At 73.1% G+C, this 14,688-nt stretch carries 16 protein-coding genes and 1 pseudogene; 12 read left to right on the top strand and 5 right to left on the bottom strand.

The window, feature by feature from the left end:
- Positions 1-117: 117 nt before the first annotated feature.
- The 8 genes and pseudogenes from IF73_RS0100665 to IF73_RS0100630 all read left to right on the top strand — a co-directional run bounded on the left by IF73_RS0100665 (position 118) and on the right by IF73_RS0100630 (position 5,329).
- A complete protein-coding gene (locus IF73_RS0100665; protein WP_031002259.1) occupies positions 118-1,056 on the top strand; it encodes a daunorubicin resistance protein DrrA family ABC transporter ATP-binding protein in 939 nt (312 codons plus the stop codon).
- The gene (locus IF73_RS0100660) at positions 1,053-1,880 is read left to right on the top strand and encodes an ABC transporter permease (RefSeq protein ID WP_051716447.1); all 828 of its coding nucleotides are present in this window, start codon (positions 1,053-1,055) and stop codon (positions 1,878-1,880) included. The genes IF73_RS0100665 and IF73_RS0100660 overlap by 4 nt, the downstream gene beginning before the upstream one ends.
- A 146-nt stretch (positions 1,881-2,026) precedes the next feature.
- A pseudogene (locus tag IF73_RS40220) lies at positions 2,027-2,116 on the top strand (transcriptional regulator); the annotation flags it as partial.
- A gap of 32 nt (positions 2,117-2,148) precedes the next feature.
- Positions 2,149-3,870: a SulP family inorganic anion transporter gene (locus IF73_RS0100650; protein ID WP_031002257.1), complete on the top strand. Its 1,722-nt coding sequence runs from the start codon at positions 2,149-2,151 to the stop codon at positions 3,868-3,870.
- Positions 3,867-4,019 (top strand): hypothetical protein, encoded by a 153-nt coding sequence (locus IF73_RS40875; RefSeq protein WP_158821890.1) that lies wholly within the window; start codon positions 3,867-3,869, stop codon positions 4,017-4,019. The genes IF73_RS0100650 and IF73_RS40875 overlap by 4 nt, the downstream gene beginning before the upstream one ends.
- A gap of 61 nt (positions 4,020-4,080) precedes the next feature.
- A complete protein-coding gene (locus IF73_RS0100640) occupies positions 4,081-4,494 on the top strand; it encodes an STAS domain-containing protein (RefSeq protein WP_031002256.1) in 414 nt (137 codons plus the stop codon).
- Between the two features lie 122 nt (positions 4,495-4,616).
- Entirely contained in the window at positions 4,617-4,961 is a 345-nt protein-coding gene (locus tag IF73_RS0100635; protein WP_031002255.1) for an ArsR/SmtB family transcription factor, read from the top strand.
- Positions 4,961-5,329, top strand: coding sequence for a hypothetical protein (locus IF73_RS0100630; protein WP_063833394.1), 369 nt, complete (start codon positions 4,961-4,963; stop codon positions 5,327-5,329). The genes IF73_RS0100635 and IF73_RS0100630 overlap by 1 nt, the downstream gene beginning before the upstream one ends.
- On the opposite strand, the gene IF73_RS0100625 is transcribed toward IF73_RS0100630, so the two are convergent.
- A complete protein-coding gene (locus IF73_RS0100625) occupies positions 5,233-5,682 on the bottom strand; it encodes a VOC family protein (protein ID WP_031002252.1) in 450 nt (149 codons plus the stop codon). The genes IF73_RS0100630 and IF73_RS0100625 overlap by 97 nt on opposite strands.
- Before the next feature lie 336 nt (positions 5,683-6,018).
- On the opposite strand from IF73_RS0100625, the gene IF73_RS0100620 reads away from it, so the two are divergent.
- The 4 genes from IF73_RS0100620 (at position 6,019) to IF73_RS0100605 (ending at position 10,199) form a co-directional block, all read left to right on the top strand.
- The gene (locus IF73_RS0100620) at positions 6,019-6,762 is read left to right on the top strand and encodes a hypothetical protein (RefSeq protein WP_031002250.1); all 744 of its coding nucleotides are present in this window, start codon (positions 6,019-6,021) and stop codon (positions 6,760-6,762) included.
- A 100-nt stretch (positions 6,763-6,862) separates the two neighbouring features.
- A complete protein-coding gene (locus IF73_RS0100615; protein WP_031002248.1) occupies positions 6,863-7,801 on the top strand; it encodes an aminoglycoside phosphotransferase family protein in 939 nt (312 codons plus the stop codon).
- 55 nt (positions 7,802-7,856) lie between these two features.
- Positions 7,857-8,543, top strand: a complete 687-nt coding sequence (locus IF73_RS0100610; RefSeq protein ID WP_031002247.1) for a TetR family transcriptional regulator — start codon at positions 7,857-7,859, stop codon at positions 8,541-8,543.
- A 66-nt stretch (positions 8,544-8,609) separates the two neighbouring features.
- Entirely contained in the window at positions 8,610-10,199 is a 1,590-nt protein-coding gene (locus tag IF73_RS0100605) for an MDR family MFS transporter (RefSeq protein WP_199806602.1), read from the top strand.
- Between the two features lie 81 nt (positions 10,200-10,280).
- Here IF73_RS0100605 and IF73_RS0100600 read toward each other — a convergent pair whose 3' ends face one another.
- Genes IF73_RS0100600 through IF73_RS0100585 form a run of 4 tightly spaced genes read right to left on the bottom strand, consistent with a single transcriptional unit; the run spans position 10,281 to position 14,606 of the window.
- Positions 10,281-10,922 carry a LutC/YkgG family protein gene (locus IF73_RS0100600; RefSeq protein WP_031002245.1) on the bottom strand — a complete coding sequence of 214 codons (642 nt, stop codon included), beginning with the start codon at positions 10,920-10,922 and terminating at the stop codon, positions 10,281-10,283.
- Positions 10,919-12,355, bottom strand: a complete 1,437-nt coding sequence (locus IF73_RS0100595; RefSeq protein WP_031002244.1) for a LutB/LldF family L-lactate oxidation iron-sulfur protein — start codon at positions 12,353-12,355, stop codon at positions 10,919-10,921. Before IF73_RS0100595 ends, IF73_RS0100600 begins: the two co-directional genes overlap by 4 nt.
- Entirely contained in the window at positions 12,352-13,107 is a 756-nt protein-coding gene (locus IF73_RS0100590; protein ID WP_031002243.1) for a (Fe-S)-binding protein, read from the bottom strand. Before IF73_RS0100590 ends, IF73_RS0100595 begins: the two co-directional genes overlap by 4 nt.
- The gene (locus tag IF73_RS0100585) at positions 13,107-14,606 is read right to left on the bottom strand and encodes a rhamnulokinase (protein WP_031002242.1); all 1,500 of its coding nucleotides are present in this window, start codon (positions 14,604-14,606) and stop codon (positions 13,107-13,109) included. Before IF73_RS0100585 ends, IF73_RS0100590 begins: the two co-directional genes overlap by 1 nt.
- Between the last annotated feature and the right edge of the window lie 82 nt (positions 14,607-14,688).

The raw sequence follows: 14,688 nt of genomic DNA, 5'->3' as shown, positions 1-14,688 counted from the left end.
CGAGGGATTTTTGCTAATCAAGTTTGACTAGTAGGGAGGCGGTGGCGTACGGTGAAGCTCTAGTCAAGTTTGACTACTGATTTCGGCATCTGATGTCTGGCTCTGAGGGAGGACGTTGTGTCTGACCGCGATCTGGCGATCGTCGCGGACGGCCTACGGAAGAGGTACGGGGACAAGCAGGCCCTCGACGGCCTCGATCTCACGGTCCGGGCCGGCACCGTCCAGGCCGTCCTCGGCCCCAACGGCGCCGGGAAGACCACGGCGGTACGCATCATGTCCACGCTGCTGCGCCCGGACGAGGGGCGGATCGAGGTCGCCGGCCTCGACGTGCGGACCCGGGCCGACGAGGTGCGCTCGCGCATCGGGCTGCTCGGCCAGAACGCGGCCGTCGACGAAGAGCTCAGCGGCCGCCAGAACCTGGAGATGTTCGGCCGGCTCCATCACCTCGGCGCGCGCCGCGCCGGTGCGCGGGCCGACGAGCTGCTGGCCCGGTTCGGCCTCGCGGACACCGGCGACAAGGCGGTCGGGCGGTACAGCGGCGGCATGCGGCGGCGGCTCGACCTGGCGGCGTCGCTCCTCGCCCGGCCGGAGGTGCTCTTCCTGGACGAGCCCACCACCGGGCTCGACCCGCGCGGCCGCACGGAGGTCTGGAACGCGGTCCGTTCGCTGGTCGACGGCGGCACGACCGTGCTGCTGACCACCCAGTACCTGGAGGAGGCCGACCAGCTGGCCGACCGGATCGCGGTGGTCGACCACGGAAGGGTCATCGCCGAGGGCACGGCGGACGAGCTGAAGGCCAGAACGGGCGGCGACCGCGTCGACGTGGTCCTGCGCGACGCGGCTCAGGTGGCCCGAGCGGCCGCGCTCCTCCCGGGCGAGGTGCGGGTCGACGAGGACCGGCGGATGGTCAGCGCCTCGGTCACCGACCGGATGGCCGCCCTGACCGAGACCGTACGGGCCCTGGAGGCGGCCGGCATCGAGGCGGAGGACATCGCCGTGCGCCGGCCGACCCTCGACGAGGTCTTCATCCGTCTGACGAAGGAGGACGCGGCATGAGTGCGACGATCCACGAGGTGAGCACCGCTCTCGCTACGCGTTCCCGGCTGGGCTGGGCGGCCGCCGACTCCTGGACGATGACCAGGCGCGAGCTGGCCCACTGGGCGCGGCAGCCCGTACAGGTGGTCGTCGGCCTGGTCTTCCCGGTGATGCTGCTGCTGATGTTCGGCTACCTGATCGGCGGCGGACAGGGCGTCGACGGGGACTTCAAGGCGTACCTCGTCCCCGGCATGCTCGCCATGACCATGGTCTTCGGTCTCGAATCGACGATGCTCGCCGTGACCCAGGACCTCGGCAAGGGGGTCATCGACCGGTTCCGCTCGATGCCGATGACCTCCGGCGCGGTCCTGGTCGGGCGCAGCGTCGCCGACATGCTGCAGTCGGCGGTCGGCCTGGCCGTGATGCTCGCGGTCGGGTACGCCATCGGCTGGCGCTGGCACGAGGGGTTCGGCTCCTTCCTGGGTGCGGTGGGCCTGCTGTTGCTGCTGCGCTTCGCGATGCTGTGGGTCGGGATCTTCCTGGCGATGGTCGCGGGCAAGCCGGAACTGGTGCAGGCGGTGCAGATCCTGGTCTGGCCGGTCGGCTTCCTCTCCAACGCGCTGGCCTCGCCCGCGTCGATGCCCTCCTGGCTGGGCGCGATCGTGGAGTGGAACCCGCTGTCGGCGACGGCCACGGCGGTGCGCGGACTGTTCGGCAACCCGGACGCCGGCGGCGACTCCTGGGCCGCGACCCACGCGGAACTCCTCGCGGTGGCCTGGCCCGTGGTGCTGATCGCGGTGTTCTTCCCGCTGGCGGTGAGGCGCTTCCGCGATCTGAGCCGCTGACGCTCCCCCTCCCCTCCCCGCGGCCCCGCCGCCGGTCCGGGTCCCCCTGACCGGCGGCGGGCTTGCCCATGCGGCTATTCTATGAATTGCATAATTTGGCAATTCACTACATGCTGTCGGTGCGACGGCGAGGAGAGGGCTGGAGCGTGTCGATTCCGCTGTACCAGGCCAGGGCCGAGGCCGAGTTCTTCCGGAGGCTCGGACACCCCGTCCGCAGACGTGTCCTGGAGTGCCTCGGTGAGCTCCGGGAAGCCCAGGCCACCGCCCGATGAACACGCTTGTCGGCCGGATGCGCGCGCTGCTGCCCGGACGCGCCGACGTCGCCGCCATGCGCCGTGAGCCACGGCGTGACCTGCTCGCCGGGCTCACCGTGGCCATCGTCGCGCTGCCGCTCGCCCTCGGCTTCGGCGTCTCCTCCGGACTCGGAGCGGAGGCCGGCCTCGCGACCGCCGTCGTCGCCGGGGCGGTCGCCGCCCTGTTCGGCGGCTCCAACCTCCAGGTCTCCGGGCCGACCGGGGCCATGACCGTCGTCCTCGTCCCCCTGGTGGCCCGGTACGGGCCGAGCGGCGTCCTCACCGTCGGCCTGATGGCCGGCGTGATCGTGATCGGACTCGCCCTGGCGCGGGTCGGCCGGTACATGGCGTACATCCCCGCCTCGGTCGTCGAGGGGTTCACCCTGGGCATCGCCCTCGTCATCGGCCTCCAGCAGGTGCCCCCCGCCCTCGGTGTCCCCAAGCCCGAGGGCGAGCGGGTCCTGGAGGTGACCTGGCGCGCCGTCGGGGAGTTCGTCCAGCACCCCAACTGGACCGCCCTCGGACTCGCGCTGGGCGTCGCCGCCCTCATGCTGGGCGGCGCCCGGTGGCGGCCGACCGTCCCCTTCTCGATCGTCGCCGTGATCGCGGCCACCGTCGTCGCCCAGCTCTGCCACCTCGACGAGGCGCCCCCGATCGGCGCGCTCCCGGCCGGACTCCCCGCCCCCTCCCTCGGCTTCGTCGACCCGTCCCGACTGGGTTCGCTCATCGCCCCCGCCGTGGCGGTCGCCGCCCTCGCGGCCCTGGAGTCCCTGCTGTCGGCGCAGGTCGCCGACGGCATGACCGTCGGCGAGAAGCACGACCCCGACCGGGAGCTCTTCGGCCAGGGCCTCGCCAATCTCGCCGCGCCCCTCTTCGGAGGCGTCCCGGCGACCGGCGCCATCGCCCGTACGGCGGTCAACGTCCGCACCGGCGCCACCTCCCGGCTCGCCGCGCTGACCCACGCGGCCGTCCTCGCCGCCATCGTCTACACGGCCGCCCCGCTGGTCTCCAGGATCCCGCTGGCCGCCCTCGCCGGCGTCCTGCTCGCCACCGCCGTCCGCATGGTCGAGGTCGGCTCGCTGCGCGCCATGGCGAAGGCCACCCGCTCCGACGCCGTCGTCCTGGTCCTGACCGCCGTCGCCACCCTCGCCCTGGACCTCGTGTACGCCGTCGTCATCGGCTTCGTCGTCGCCGGCGCCCTCGCCCTGCGGGCCGTGGCCCAGCAGGCGCGGCTCGCCGAGACGGACGTCACGGCCGACCTGCCGGGCGAGCACAGCGCCGAGGAGCACGCGCTGCTCGCCGAGCACATCGTGGCGTACCGGATCGACGGACCGCTCTTCTTCGCCGCCGCCCACCGCTTCCTCCTCGAACTGTCCGACGTGGCCGACGTCCGCGTCGTCATCCTGCGCATGTCCCGGGTGACGACCGTCGACGCCACCGGCGCCCTCGTGCTCAAGGACGTCGTCCAGAAGCTCCACCGGCGTGGGATCGCCGTCCTGACCTCCGGCATCCGGCCCGGGCAGCGGCAGGCCCTCGACTCCGTCGGCGCCCTGGACCTGCTACGCCTCGACGGACGGGAGTTCGCGACCACGCCCGAGGCGATCGCCGCCGCGCGCGCCCACCTCCACGGCGCCGGCGTCCTGACCCCCACCCCCGCCCCGCACCCCCGCACCGCCGCCGAGGAGCCGTCCCGATGACCGCCGCCACGACCCGTCGTATGACCGACGTCTCCGGCGCAGGGGCGCGTACGCTGCCCGGCTGGGCGTACGGACCGCACGACACGCTGCTGCGGATCACCCCACAGACCGTCACCGGACACCGGCTCGGCGCGGCGCGAACCGCGTGACGGCAGACGCGGAGGCCGCTCCCGTGCGGTTCCCCCCCCGAGGAAGACGAAGGCAAGGACGATGACCATCGAATGGCGCTACACCACACACCCCGGCCTCGGTGTGCTGTCCCTGTCGGGCTACCTCGGGGCGGACGCCGTCGGCCGGTTCAGCGGCGCCGTCGGCTGGGTGCTGGCCCGTGGGACGGGCGTGGTCGTCCTCGACCTCACCGGCCTCCGCGGCTGGTCGGCGGGCGGTCAGCTCGCCGTCGCCGAGGCCGCCCGGCGCCTCGCGGCGGACGGGCGCGGCCTCGAACTCGCCGCGATCCCCGCCGACGGCTCCCTCGTCCCCACCGGCGACACCCCGCCGATCCCGGTCCACTGCGACCTGCCGACCGCGCTCGCCGCACACCACGGCGGCGGCCGGGAACAGCGCGAGTGGCGGAGCGACGACTGGCCCGGTACGCGGAATCCGGCGACCCGGCCCGGGGACTGACCCGGGGCCGGGCGTCCGTCAGGACGGCGCAGCAGCGAGGATGTCCCCATGGCGAAGAGTTCTGCGTGCTCACGACGAGGGATACCGCGAACGCGGCGACGGACGCACGGGCGGTGGGCCCGGTGAAGGCGCCCCTGTACCAACTGAAGGCCGAGTTCTTCAAGACGCTCGGACACCCGGTCCGCATCCGCGTGCTGGAGCTGCTGAGCGAGCGGGACCACGCGGTGTCGGAGATGCTGGCCGAGGTGGACGTCGAGGCGGCGCACCTGTCGCAGCAGCTCGCCGTGCTGCGCCGGTCGAACCTGGTCGTCGCGCGCCGCGAGGGCTCGGCGGTGTTCTACTCCCTGACCAGTCCCGAGGTGGTCGATCTCCTCGCGGTCGCCCGGACGATCCTCTCCGGCGTACTCGCCGGGCAGGCCGAGCTCCTCGCCGACCTCAACGCGAATCCGCAGGGACGAACCGGCTGATGGACACGGAATCCCGGGAGGTCCGCCTGCCGCTCGGCGAGGTGGTCGCCGTGCTGCGGGACCTGAACGAGTTCGTCGTCTCCCTCGACCGACTCGGATCCCGCCGGGCGTCCGGAACCGCCGACGCGCACGCCGTCGGCACGTTCGTCGCCGACTGGGACGTCGCCCGCCGCCTGGCCCGGGCGCGCCACGTCATCGGCGTCGCCCTGGACGCGCAGCTGAGCGAGGAGGAGAACGCCGAGATCGACGCGCTGTGCGAGGAGGGACGCTTCTACGGCACCGGCGGCGTCGGCGGGCCCTCCGCCGACCGCTCCGGCCAGGACGTCGCGACGAGTTCGACCTCGAAGCCGTCGTCGTTCTCCAGGTAGGCGGCGTACTGCCGGGGGCCGCCGGCGTGGGGGTGGAGGTCGGGGAAGAGCAGGTGCCAGCCGTGCTCGGCGGCCTCGGCCGTCAGCTTCTCGACGGTCGCGGCGTCCTCGATGTGGAACGCCAGGTGGTTCAGCCCGGGGCGGCGGCGGTCGTGCCGGTCGGCCGTGAGCGCCGGGGACCGTTCGAGGACGACGTACGTCGGACCGAGCAGCCAGCTGCGGCCGGTGGCCCAGCTCTGGGACACGGTGTAGCCGAGCGCCTCCAGCAGCCAGCCCAGCGACGCGAGCGCGCGGTCGAGGTCGGGCACCCAGATCTCGACGTGGTGCAGCGTCCCGTGCGCCGGCCGGTTCACGCGGCCACGGCCTCGGGGCGGACGCCCGCGACGGTCGAGGCACAGCGCGGTGGGGAGCCGAAGGGGCTGACGGGCGTGGTCACGGCGTCCTCTCTCAGTCGGTCTCCAGGGACGGTACGCCATCGGTCCGCTGCGTGATCACGGCGCCGGCGCCGGCGCGGAAAATCTCCGGCGGGGGGTGGCCGCGCTCTGTTAGCCTCCCGCAGGCCGTGCGAGAGAACGAGGAGGTGGTACCCGTGAACGCATTTTCGACATGGGTGCTCCTCTCCGGGGTCACGGTCGGGCGGTAGGTGTCGTCCGGGAGCGCCGTTCGAGCACTCCTGAAAGGGCACGACCGTGCACCTCACCTTCACCTCTGAGCAGCTTCTCGACGACGGCGTCGTCGAGCGCGCGTTCACCCTCGGCGAGATCCCCGGCATCCTGTGGACGCCGCCGTCCGCGCCCGAGCCGGCGCCTCTCGTCCTCATCGGCCACCCTCCGCTCGGCCTGCGCACGATGTATCCCCGGCTGGCGGGGCGGGCGCGGTACTACGCGGCGGAGTACGGCCTCGCCTCGGCCACCATCGAGCTGCCCGGGAGCGGTGAGCGGCCTCGGTGGGCGGCCGCCGAGCAGGCCCGGGCCGACCTGCGGCGGGCGAGGGAGGCCGGTGAGCCGGTCGGCGGCGAGATCGTCGACGCGCTCGTGCTGCCGCTGGTCGAGAAGGCGGTGCCGGAATGGCAGGCCGCCCTGGACGCGCTCCTGGCGCTGCCCGGCATCGGCGGTCCGGTCGGGTACGAAGGGGGCGTGATCTCCCTCGGGGTCCGGCTTGCCGTCGTCGAGCCGCGCCTCGTGGCCGCGGGGCTCTTCGCCGGGAGTCTCATCCCCGCCGTCATGTTCGAGGAGGCCCGGCACGTCACCGTTCCGGTCCACATGCTCCTGCAGTGGGACGACGAAGGGAACGACCGTCAGGCGGCGCTGGACCTGTACGACGCCTTCGGGTCCCGGGAGAAGACCCTGCACGCCAATCTCGGAGGGCACACCGGCGTGCCGTGGTTCGAGCTGGAGAGCGGGGCCCGGTTCCTCGCCCGGCATCTGAGGTGAGGGGGGCGCGGGTCCCCGCCGCGTCGACGGGGACCCGCGCCGCCGGGCATCGGGGATCGGGCCTTGGCGGGTGCGGCGGGGCGGCGCGTAGGGTGCCGGGATGTTCGCGATGCCAGAGGAATTCGTACGGAGCACTGTCGAGCGCGAGGGCGAGGCCGGGGCGGTCTGGACGGCCGAACTGCCCGGAATCGTGGGGGAGTTGCTGGGGCGTTGGGGGTGCGCGCTGGACGGGGCCGTCATGCACGGGGGTGTCGGCGTCATCGTTCCCGTACGGCGGCGGGGCGGGGAGAGCGCCGTACTGAAGGTGTCGTTCCCGCATCCCGGCAACGTCCACGAGCCGGACGCTTTCGTGGCCTGGGGCGGGCGTGGCGCCGTGCTGCTGCACGAGCGCGACGACGCGCGGTTCGCGATGCTGCTGGAGCGGGTCCACGCGACGACCCTCGCGGAGGTCGAGGACGGGGAGGAGGTCGTGGCGGTCGCGGGGCGGCTCGGGCGGCGTCTCGCCGTTCCCGCGCCGGCCGGCCTGCCGCGGCTGAGCGAGCGGGCCGACGCCTGGGAGGAGGAGCTGCGCGGGGACGCCGAGGAGCTGTCGCACGCCCTGCCGCGCCGGGTGCTGGACGCCGCCTGCGCGACCGTACGCGAGCTGGGCCGGGTCCAGCCGGACACCCTCGTCCATGGTGACCTGCACGCCCGGAACATCCTGCGCGCCGAGCGGGAGCCCTGGCTCGCCGTCGACCCCAAGGGGCTCGTGGGCGATCCCGCCTACGACGGCGGCACCCTGCTGAAGTCCCGCGCGCTGACGCTCCTTGAGGCGGACGACCTGGGCAGGGCCGTCCATCGGCTCCTCGACGTCTTCGCCGACGCGGCGGAGCTCGACCGCGAGCGCGTCCGGCGCTGGGCCCAGTTCCATGCGGTGCAGGCCGCCTTCTGGGCGCGGCGACACGGCTTCCGGGTCGCTCGCAGTGGGCCTCGGCTGGACCTGATCACCCGGTTCGCCGACCACCTGGCAGAGCTGCTGGTCACCGAACGTCCGGCCTGACTCGGCCCACGGAAGACATTTTTGCAGGGTCTGCATTTTTGCGTACCATGCACCTATGGTGGAGGGGGTGCCCGCCGAGGGCGGGCTCAGAGAGCGCAAGAAGCGGGCCACGCGTGCCGCACTGGTCGAGGCGGCGGTACGACTGGCGGCGGAGCACGGTGCCGAACACGTCACCGTCGACGCCATCAGCGCCGCGGCCGGGGTCTCCACGCGTACGTTCTTCAACTACTTCGACTCCCGTGACGAGGTCTTCGTCATGGTCAGCGCGGATGCGAGCGACCGGGTCCGCCGCGCCGTGCTCGCCGCTCCACCGGCGCTCTCCCCGCTGGAGGCGCTCCGCGAAGCCCTCGCGGCGGAACTGCAGGAGGTCGAGCGGCAGCAGGAGCTGTGGCGGCTCCACGCCGAAGTCCTCCGCAAGGCACCCCAACTCCTCGCGCGGCGGATCGGCGCCCACATGGCCGACGAACTCGGCCTCGCCGAGACCCTCGCCGAACGCATCGGCGCCGGCTCGCCGCTCTTCACCGAGGACCGCCCCGAGTTCGCCTCGCCGGGCGACGAGGAACGACGGCGCGCCCTCGGGCTCTACCCGCGCCTGCTCGCCGCCGTCGGCGGCGCGGCGGTCCGTGTCGCCGTCGAGCACTGGAGCGTCCGGCAGGGGGAGGTCCCCTTCGCGGACGTCTTCCGCGAGACCTTCGAACACCTCGCGGCCGGACTTCCCCCACCCCCCGCCTCCCACGACTGACGAACCCCCGAGAAAGAGAACGCAGTGACCTCACCAGCGGCGCCGGTCCAGGCGCCCCCGGCCGCCATGTCGGACCGGCAGATACTCCAGGCCATGTCCGGGCTGATGGCGGGCATGTTCGTCTCCATCCTCGCCGGCACCGTCGTCGCCAACGCCCTGCCCCGGATCATCGCCGACCTCGGCGCCACCCAGTCCTCCTACACCTGGGTCGTCACCGCCGAACTCCTCGCCATGACGGCCACCGTGCCGCTCTGGGGCAAGCTCGCCGACCTCTACAACCAGAAGCTCCTCCTCCAGATCTCCCTGGGCCTGTTCGTCGTCGGCTCGCTGCTGGCCGGCTTCTCCCAGGAGGTCGGGCTGCTGATCTTCAGCCGGGTCGCCCAGGGCATCGGCGCCGGCGGTCTCACCGCCCTCGCCCAGGTCGTGATGGCGGCCGTCATCCCGCCGCGCCGGCTCGGAAAGTACGCCGGCATCTTCGGCGCCGTGTTCGCCGTCGGCACCGTCGCCGGACCGCTCATCGGCGGCGTCCTGGTCGACACCTCCTGGCTGGGCTGGCGCTGGTGCTTCTTCATCGGCGTCCCGTTCGCGCTGCTCGCGATCGTGCTGCTCCAGCGGACGCTGACCCTCCCCGACCTGCGCCGCGAAGCGAAGATCGACTACCTGGGCGCCTTCCTCATCGTCGCCGGCGTCTGCGCGCTCCTCATCTGGGTCACGCTGGCCGGCAACAGCTTCGACTGGGCCTCCTGGCAGACCGCGGCCCTGACCGGCGGCGGACTCCTGCTGCTTGTCGCGGCGGTCTTCGTCGAGTCCCGGGTGCCCGAGCCGATCATCCCCCTCGGGATCTTCCGCAACCGGACCGTCTCGCTCACCACCGTCGCCAGCCTCTTCGTCGGCCTGGCGATGTTCGGCGGCACCGTCTTCCTCTCGCAGTACTTCCAGATCTCCCTGGGCAAGTCCCCGACGGTCGCCGGCCTGATGAGCCTGCCCATGATCCTGGGACTCCTGGTCTCCTCCACCGTCGCCGGCCAGATCATCAGCAAGACCGGCCGGTGGAAGATCTACCTGGTGGCCGGCGGCCTCACCATGACGGCCGGCCTCGGACTCCTCTCCACCATCGGAGCCGACACCTCCTTCGCCCTGACCAGCCTCTACATGGCCGTCATGGGCGTCGGCGTCGGCATGCTGATGCAGAACCTGGTCCTGGCCGCGCAGAACGACGTCCCGGCCACCGAGCTGGGCGCCGCCACCTCGGTCCTCTCGTTCTTCCGCAGCCTGGGCGGCACCATCGGCACCAGCGTCCTCGGCGCCATCCTCGCCAACCGGGTCGCCTCTGAGATGTCGAAGGGCCTCGCGGACGCCGGCGTGCCGGCCGGCGGCGGCGCGGCCGGGCACGGCGCGGTGCCGGACATGGCGACCCTCCCCGCCCCGATCCGCGAGATCGTCGAGCACGCCTACGGCGTCGCCACCGGCGAACTCTTCCTCATCGCGACCCCGTTCGCGGCGCTCGCGCTCGTCGCCGTCCTCTTCGTCAAGGAGAAGCCGCTGAAGACGACCAGCGGCATGCAGCGGCTCGCGGAGGAAGCCGGAGACGGCGGGGACGCCGGCGACGCCGCGCAGGGCGACGCGCCCCGCACCGCCGCCGACGCCCCGGCATAGCCCCCGAAGAGACGGCCTCCCCCCACCGACGTCGCGGTGGGGGGGAGGCCGTCTTCGTGCGTACGCGGGGGCGCGCGGGCATCACGCGCCGGTGAGCAGCACCACCTGGAGGGTGCGGGGGCCGTGGACGCCCTCGACCCGGTCGAGTTCGATGTCGCTGGTGGCGGAGGGGCCGGAGATCCAGGTCAGGGGGCGCGTCGGGTCGAGGCGCGGCAGCGCGTGCGGGACGGAGGCGACGGTCTGGCCGGCGGCGCGTACGACGCAGATGTGCAGGTCGGGGACGAGGGTGAGCGCGCGCCTGCCCTGGCCGGGGCCGCCGTCCAGGACGATCGTGCCGGTCTCGGCGATCGCCAGGGCGCAGCCGGTGACCACGGCGTCCGTGGCGTCGAGGTCGCGTGGGGCGAGCGGGGTGTCCGCGTCGTGGCGCTGTTCCGCGGTCGTCGCGGAGAGCCAGGCGGCGGGCAGCCCGGGCGGCACGGCGACCGTGGTGGCGCCGTGCCGGTCGAGGAGCTCCGCGACGAGGGCGGGGAGTTCGGCCTCCGTGGCGCGGTGCACGATCGCGCGGTAGTCGGCGAGGTTCTCGTGGAGGAGGTCCAGGATCGCGGCCGGGTCGTCGGGGGTGTGGGCGGGGAGGTAGTCGCGGGCGGGTTCCGGCGCGTGGGGCGCGTCGGCGAGCGCCTGGCGGATGCGGCGCAGGACGCGTTCGCGGGAGTTCTGGCTCACGGGCGGTCTCCTGTGCGGTTCTTCTTCCACCAGTCGCGGAACGGTTCGGCGGGCATCTCGGGCAGGTCGCGGCTCTCCGTCCACTGGCTCGCGCCGGGGCCGGGCAGCTTCTTCGGGTGCAGGGCGCGCGTCCTCGACGCGATGCGCTCGCCCGCGGCGAGGGCGGCCGGGTGGTCGAGGATCCAGGTGGCCGCCTTGACGGCGGCCTTCTCCAGGCGGTGGCCGGGACCGCCCTGCTCCGCGACCTTCTCCCGCAGGTGGACGAGGACTTCGGGGATGTCGATGGCGACGGGGCACACGTCGTAGCAGGCGCCGCAGAGGGAGGAGGCGTACGGGAGGGAGGCGTCGACCTCGCTCTGGGTGCCGCGCAGCTGCGGGGTGAGGATGGCGCCGATGGGTCCGGGATAGACGGAGCCGTAGGCGTGGCCGCCGGCCCGCTCGTACACCGGGCAGACGTTGAGGCAGGCGGAGCAGCGGATGCAGCGCAGGGCCTGGCGGCCGACCTCGTCGGCGAGGGTGTCGGTGCGGCCGTTGTCGAGGAGGACCAGGTGGAAGGCGGTCGGGCCGTCGGCGTCGGCGGTGCCGGTCCACATGCTCGTGTACGGGTTCATGCGCTCGGCGGTGGAGGAGCGGGGGAGGGTCTGGAGGAAGACCTCCAGGTCCCGCCAGGTGGGGACGACCTTCTCGATGCCGACGACGGAGATCAGGGTCTCGGGGAGGGTCAGGCACATGCGGCCGTTGCCCTCCGACTCCACGACGACGAGGGTGCCGCTCTCGGCGACCATGAAGTTGGCGCCGGAGATGCCGACCCTGGCGCGGAGGAACTTCTCCCGCAGGTGCAGCCGGGCCGCTTCGGCGAGTTCGGCGGGGCTGTCGGTGAGGCCGTCGGGTGCCTCGCGCCCCCACGTGGCCATCTCGGAGGCGAAGATGTCGCGGATCTCGCCGCGGTTGCGGTGGATGGCGGGGACCAGGATGTGTGACGGGCGGTCCTCACCCAGCTGCACGATCAGCTCGGCGAGGTCGGTCTCGTAGGCGCGGATGCCCTCCGCCTCCAGAGCCTCGTTCAGCCCGATCTCCTGGGTGGCCATCGACTTGACCTTGACGACCTCGGTCTCGCCGGTGGCCTTGACCAGGCCGGCGACGATCCGGTTGGCCTCGGCCGCGTCCGCCGCCCAGTGGACGGTGCCGCCGGCGGCCGTCACCGCCTCCTCCAACTGGACCAGGTACGTGTCCAGGTTGAGCAGGGTCTCGTTCTTGATCTGCTTCCCGGCCTCGCGCAGCTCGGCCCAGTCGGCGAGTTCGGCGACGGCGACCGCCCGTTTGTCGCGGATGGTGTGGGTGGCGTGGCGGAGGTTCGCCCGCAGGGTGGTGTCGCGTACGGCGTCGCGGGCGGCCTTCGGGAAGGCCGGCATGCCGATGAAGGTCCCGCTCATGCGAAGGGCTCCTCTTCCGTGCTCGCGAGGATCTCGGCGAGGTGCAGGGCGCGCTGCGGGGCGTCCTGGCGGCGCAGCATCCCGCCGAGGTGCATCAGGCAGGAGTTGTCGGCGCCGCACAGGACGTCGGCGCCGGTGGACAGGGAGTTGCGGATCTTGTCGGCGCCCATGGCGGCCGACACGTCCGGGTTCTTCACGGCGAACGTGCCGCCGAAGCCGCAGCACTCCTCGGCCCCCGGCAGCTCCACCAGCTCCAGGCCCTTCACCGCCTCCAGGAGCCGGCGCGGCCGCTCGCCCAGGCCGAGCATCCGCAGGCCGTGACAGGACGGGTGGTACGTCACCCGGTGGGGGAAGTAGGCGCCCACGTCCGTCACTTCGAGGACGTCGACCAGGAACTCCGTCAGCTCGTACGTCCTCGGGACGAGCGAGTCGGCGGCCTCGCTCAGTGCGGCGCCGCGCCCCTCGGCCTTCGCCTTCCGCCCGATCCGGGGGTAGTTGTCGCGGACCATGGCGACGCAGGACCCGGACGGGGTGACCACGTGGTCGTAACCCTCGAAGGCCCGGGCCATGCGGTGGACCAGCGGTTCGGTCTCGCGGCGGTAGCCGGTGTTGTACTGCGGCTGTCCGCAACAGGTCTGCGCCTCGGGGAAGTCCACGGTGACGCCGAGACGTTCGAGGAGTCTCACGGTCGCGACGGCCGTGGCGGGATAGACCGCGTCGTTGACGCAGGTGGCGAAGAGGGCGACACGCATCAGGGGTTCCTCGGGGCGGAGTCGAGTCGGGCGGCGGCCGCGTCCCAGGCGGCGCTGTCACCCCGCGGGGTGTAGTGCCGCAGGTGCTGGGTGGAGGCGATGAGCCGGCGCATGTCGGCGAGGTCTCCGGCCAGGCCGGCGGCGCGGGCCTGGACGAGGATGTTACCCAGCGCGGTGGCCTCGGTGGGGCCCGCGACGACGGGCAGGCCGGTGGCGTCGGCGGTGAGCCGGCACAGCAGGTCGTTGCGCGCGCCGCCGCCGACCAGGTGGACGCGGGTGATGTCGCGCCCGGCGAGCCCGGCCGCCTCGCGCAGGGTGCGGCGGTGGGCGAGGGCCAGGCTCTCCAGGACGCAGCGGACGACCGCGCCCTGACTGCCGGGGACGCGCTGACCGGTGCGGGCGCAGTACGCGCGGATACGGGCGGGCATGTCCCCGGGGGCGAGGAACTCGGGGGCGTCCGGGTCGATGACGGAGGCGAGGGCTTCGGCCCGTGCGGCGTCGGCGAGCAGCGTGGGGAGGAGGGTCGGCAGGTTCTCCTTGTCCCAGGTGCGCCGGCACTCCTCCAGCAGCCACAGGCCCATGATGTTGCGCAGGTAGCGGACGGTGCCGTCGACGCCGCGCTCGTTGGTGAAGTTCGCCGCCCGGGACTCCTCGCTCAGCACCGGGGCGTCCAGTTCGAGACCGGCCAGCGACCAGGTGCCGCAGGAGATGTACGCGAAGTCGGGCTTCGTGGCGGGCACGGCGACGACGGCGGAGGCGGTGTCGTGCGAGGCGACCGTCGTCACCGGCGTACGGGGATCGAGCCCGGTATAGGCGGCGACGTGGGGGAGCAGGGTGCCGGCCGGGTCGCCGGGGGCGCGGAGCGGCGGGAACAGGGCGGGGTCGAGGGAGAGCCGGTTGAGCAGCTCCTGGGACCAGATGCCGGTGCGCGCGTCGAAGAGACCGGTGGTGGAGGCGTTGGTCTCCTCCGCGCCGATCGACCCGGTCAGCCAGTGGATCAGCAGGTCGGGGACGAGCAGCAGCGTGCGGGCGACGTCCCGCTGGACGGTTCCGGTGGTGGAGGCGAGCTGGAAGACCGTGTTGAAGGGGAGGTGCTGGAGGCCGGTGATGCCGTACAGCTCCTCGGGGGAGACCTCGGCCCAGACGCGTTCGGCGACGCCGTCGGTGCGCTCGTCGCGGTAGTGGTACGGGTGGCCGAGGAGGGTGCCGTCGGCGTCGAGGAGCCCGTAGTCCACCGCCCAGGTGTCCACGCCGATCGAGGCCACGACGCCGGCGCGGGCGGCCTCGCGGAGCCCGTCGAGGATGCCCTGGAAGAGGGCGAGGACGTCCCAGCGCAGCCCGTCGGGCAGGCGCACGGGTGTGTTGGGGAAGCGGTGGACCTCGGTGAGGTCGAGGTTGTCGGGGCCGACCCGGCCGAGGATCACGCGCCCGCTGGTGGCGCCGAGATCGACCGCGGCGAACGCGGACGCGAAGGCGGAGGACGGGGGAGTGGTGGTCACGTGGGCTTCCTCCGCGGGGGCGGCTGGCGCGTCGGGATGAGGGGGCTCGTGGGCGTGCACCCTGATGCCGGCCCCTCGGAGA

Source organism: Streptomyces sp. NRRL F-5727 (assembly GCF_000719555.1).
Classification (GTDB): Bacteria; Actinomycetota; Actinomycetes; order Streptomycetales; family Streptomycetaceae; genus Streptomyces.
Note: the sequence above shows the minus strand (reverse complement) of the source record. Positions and strands in the feature narration are given on the sequence as shown.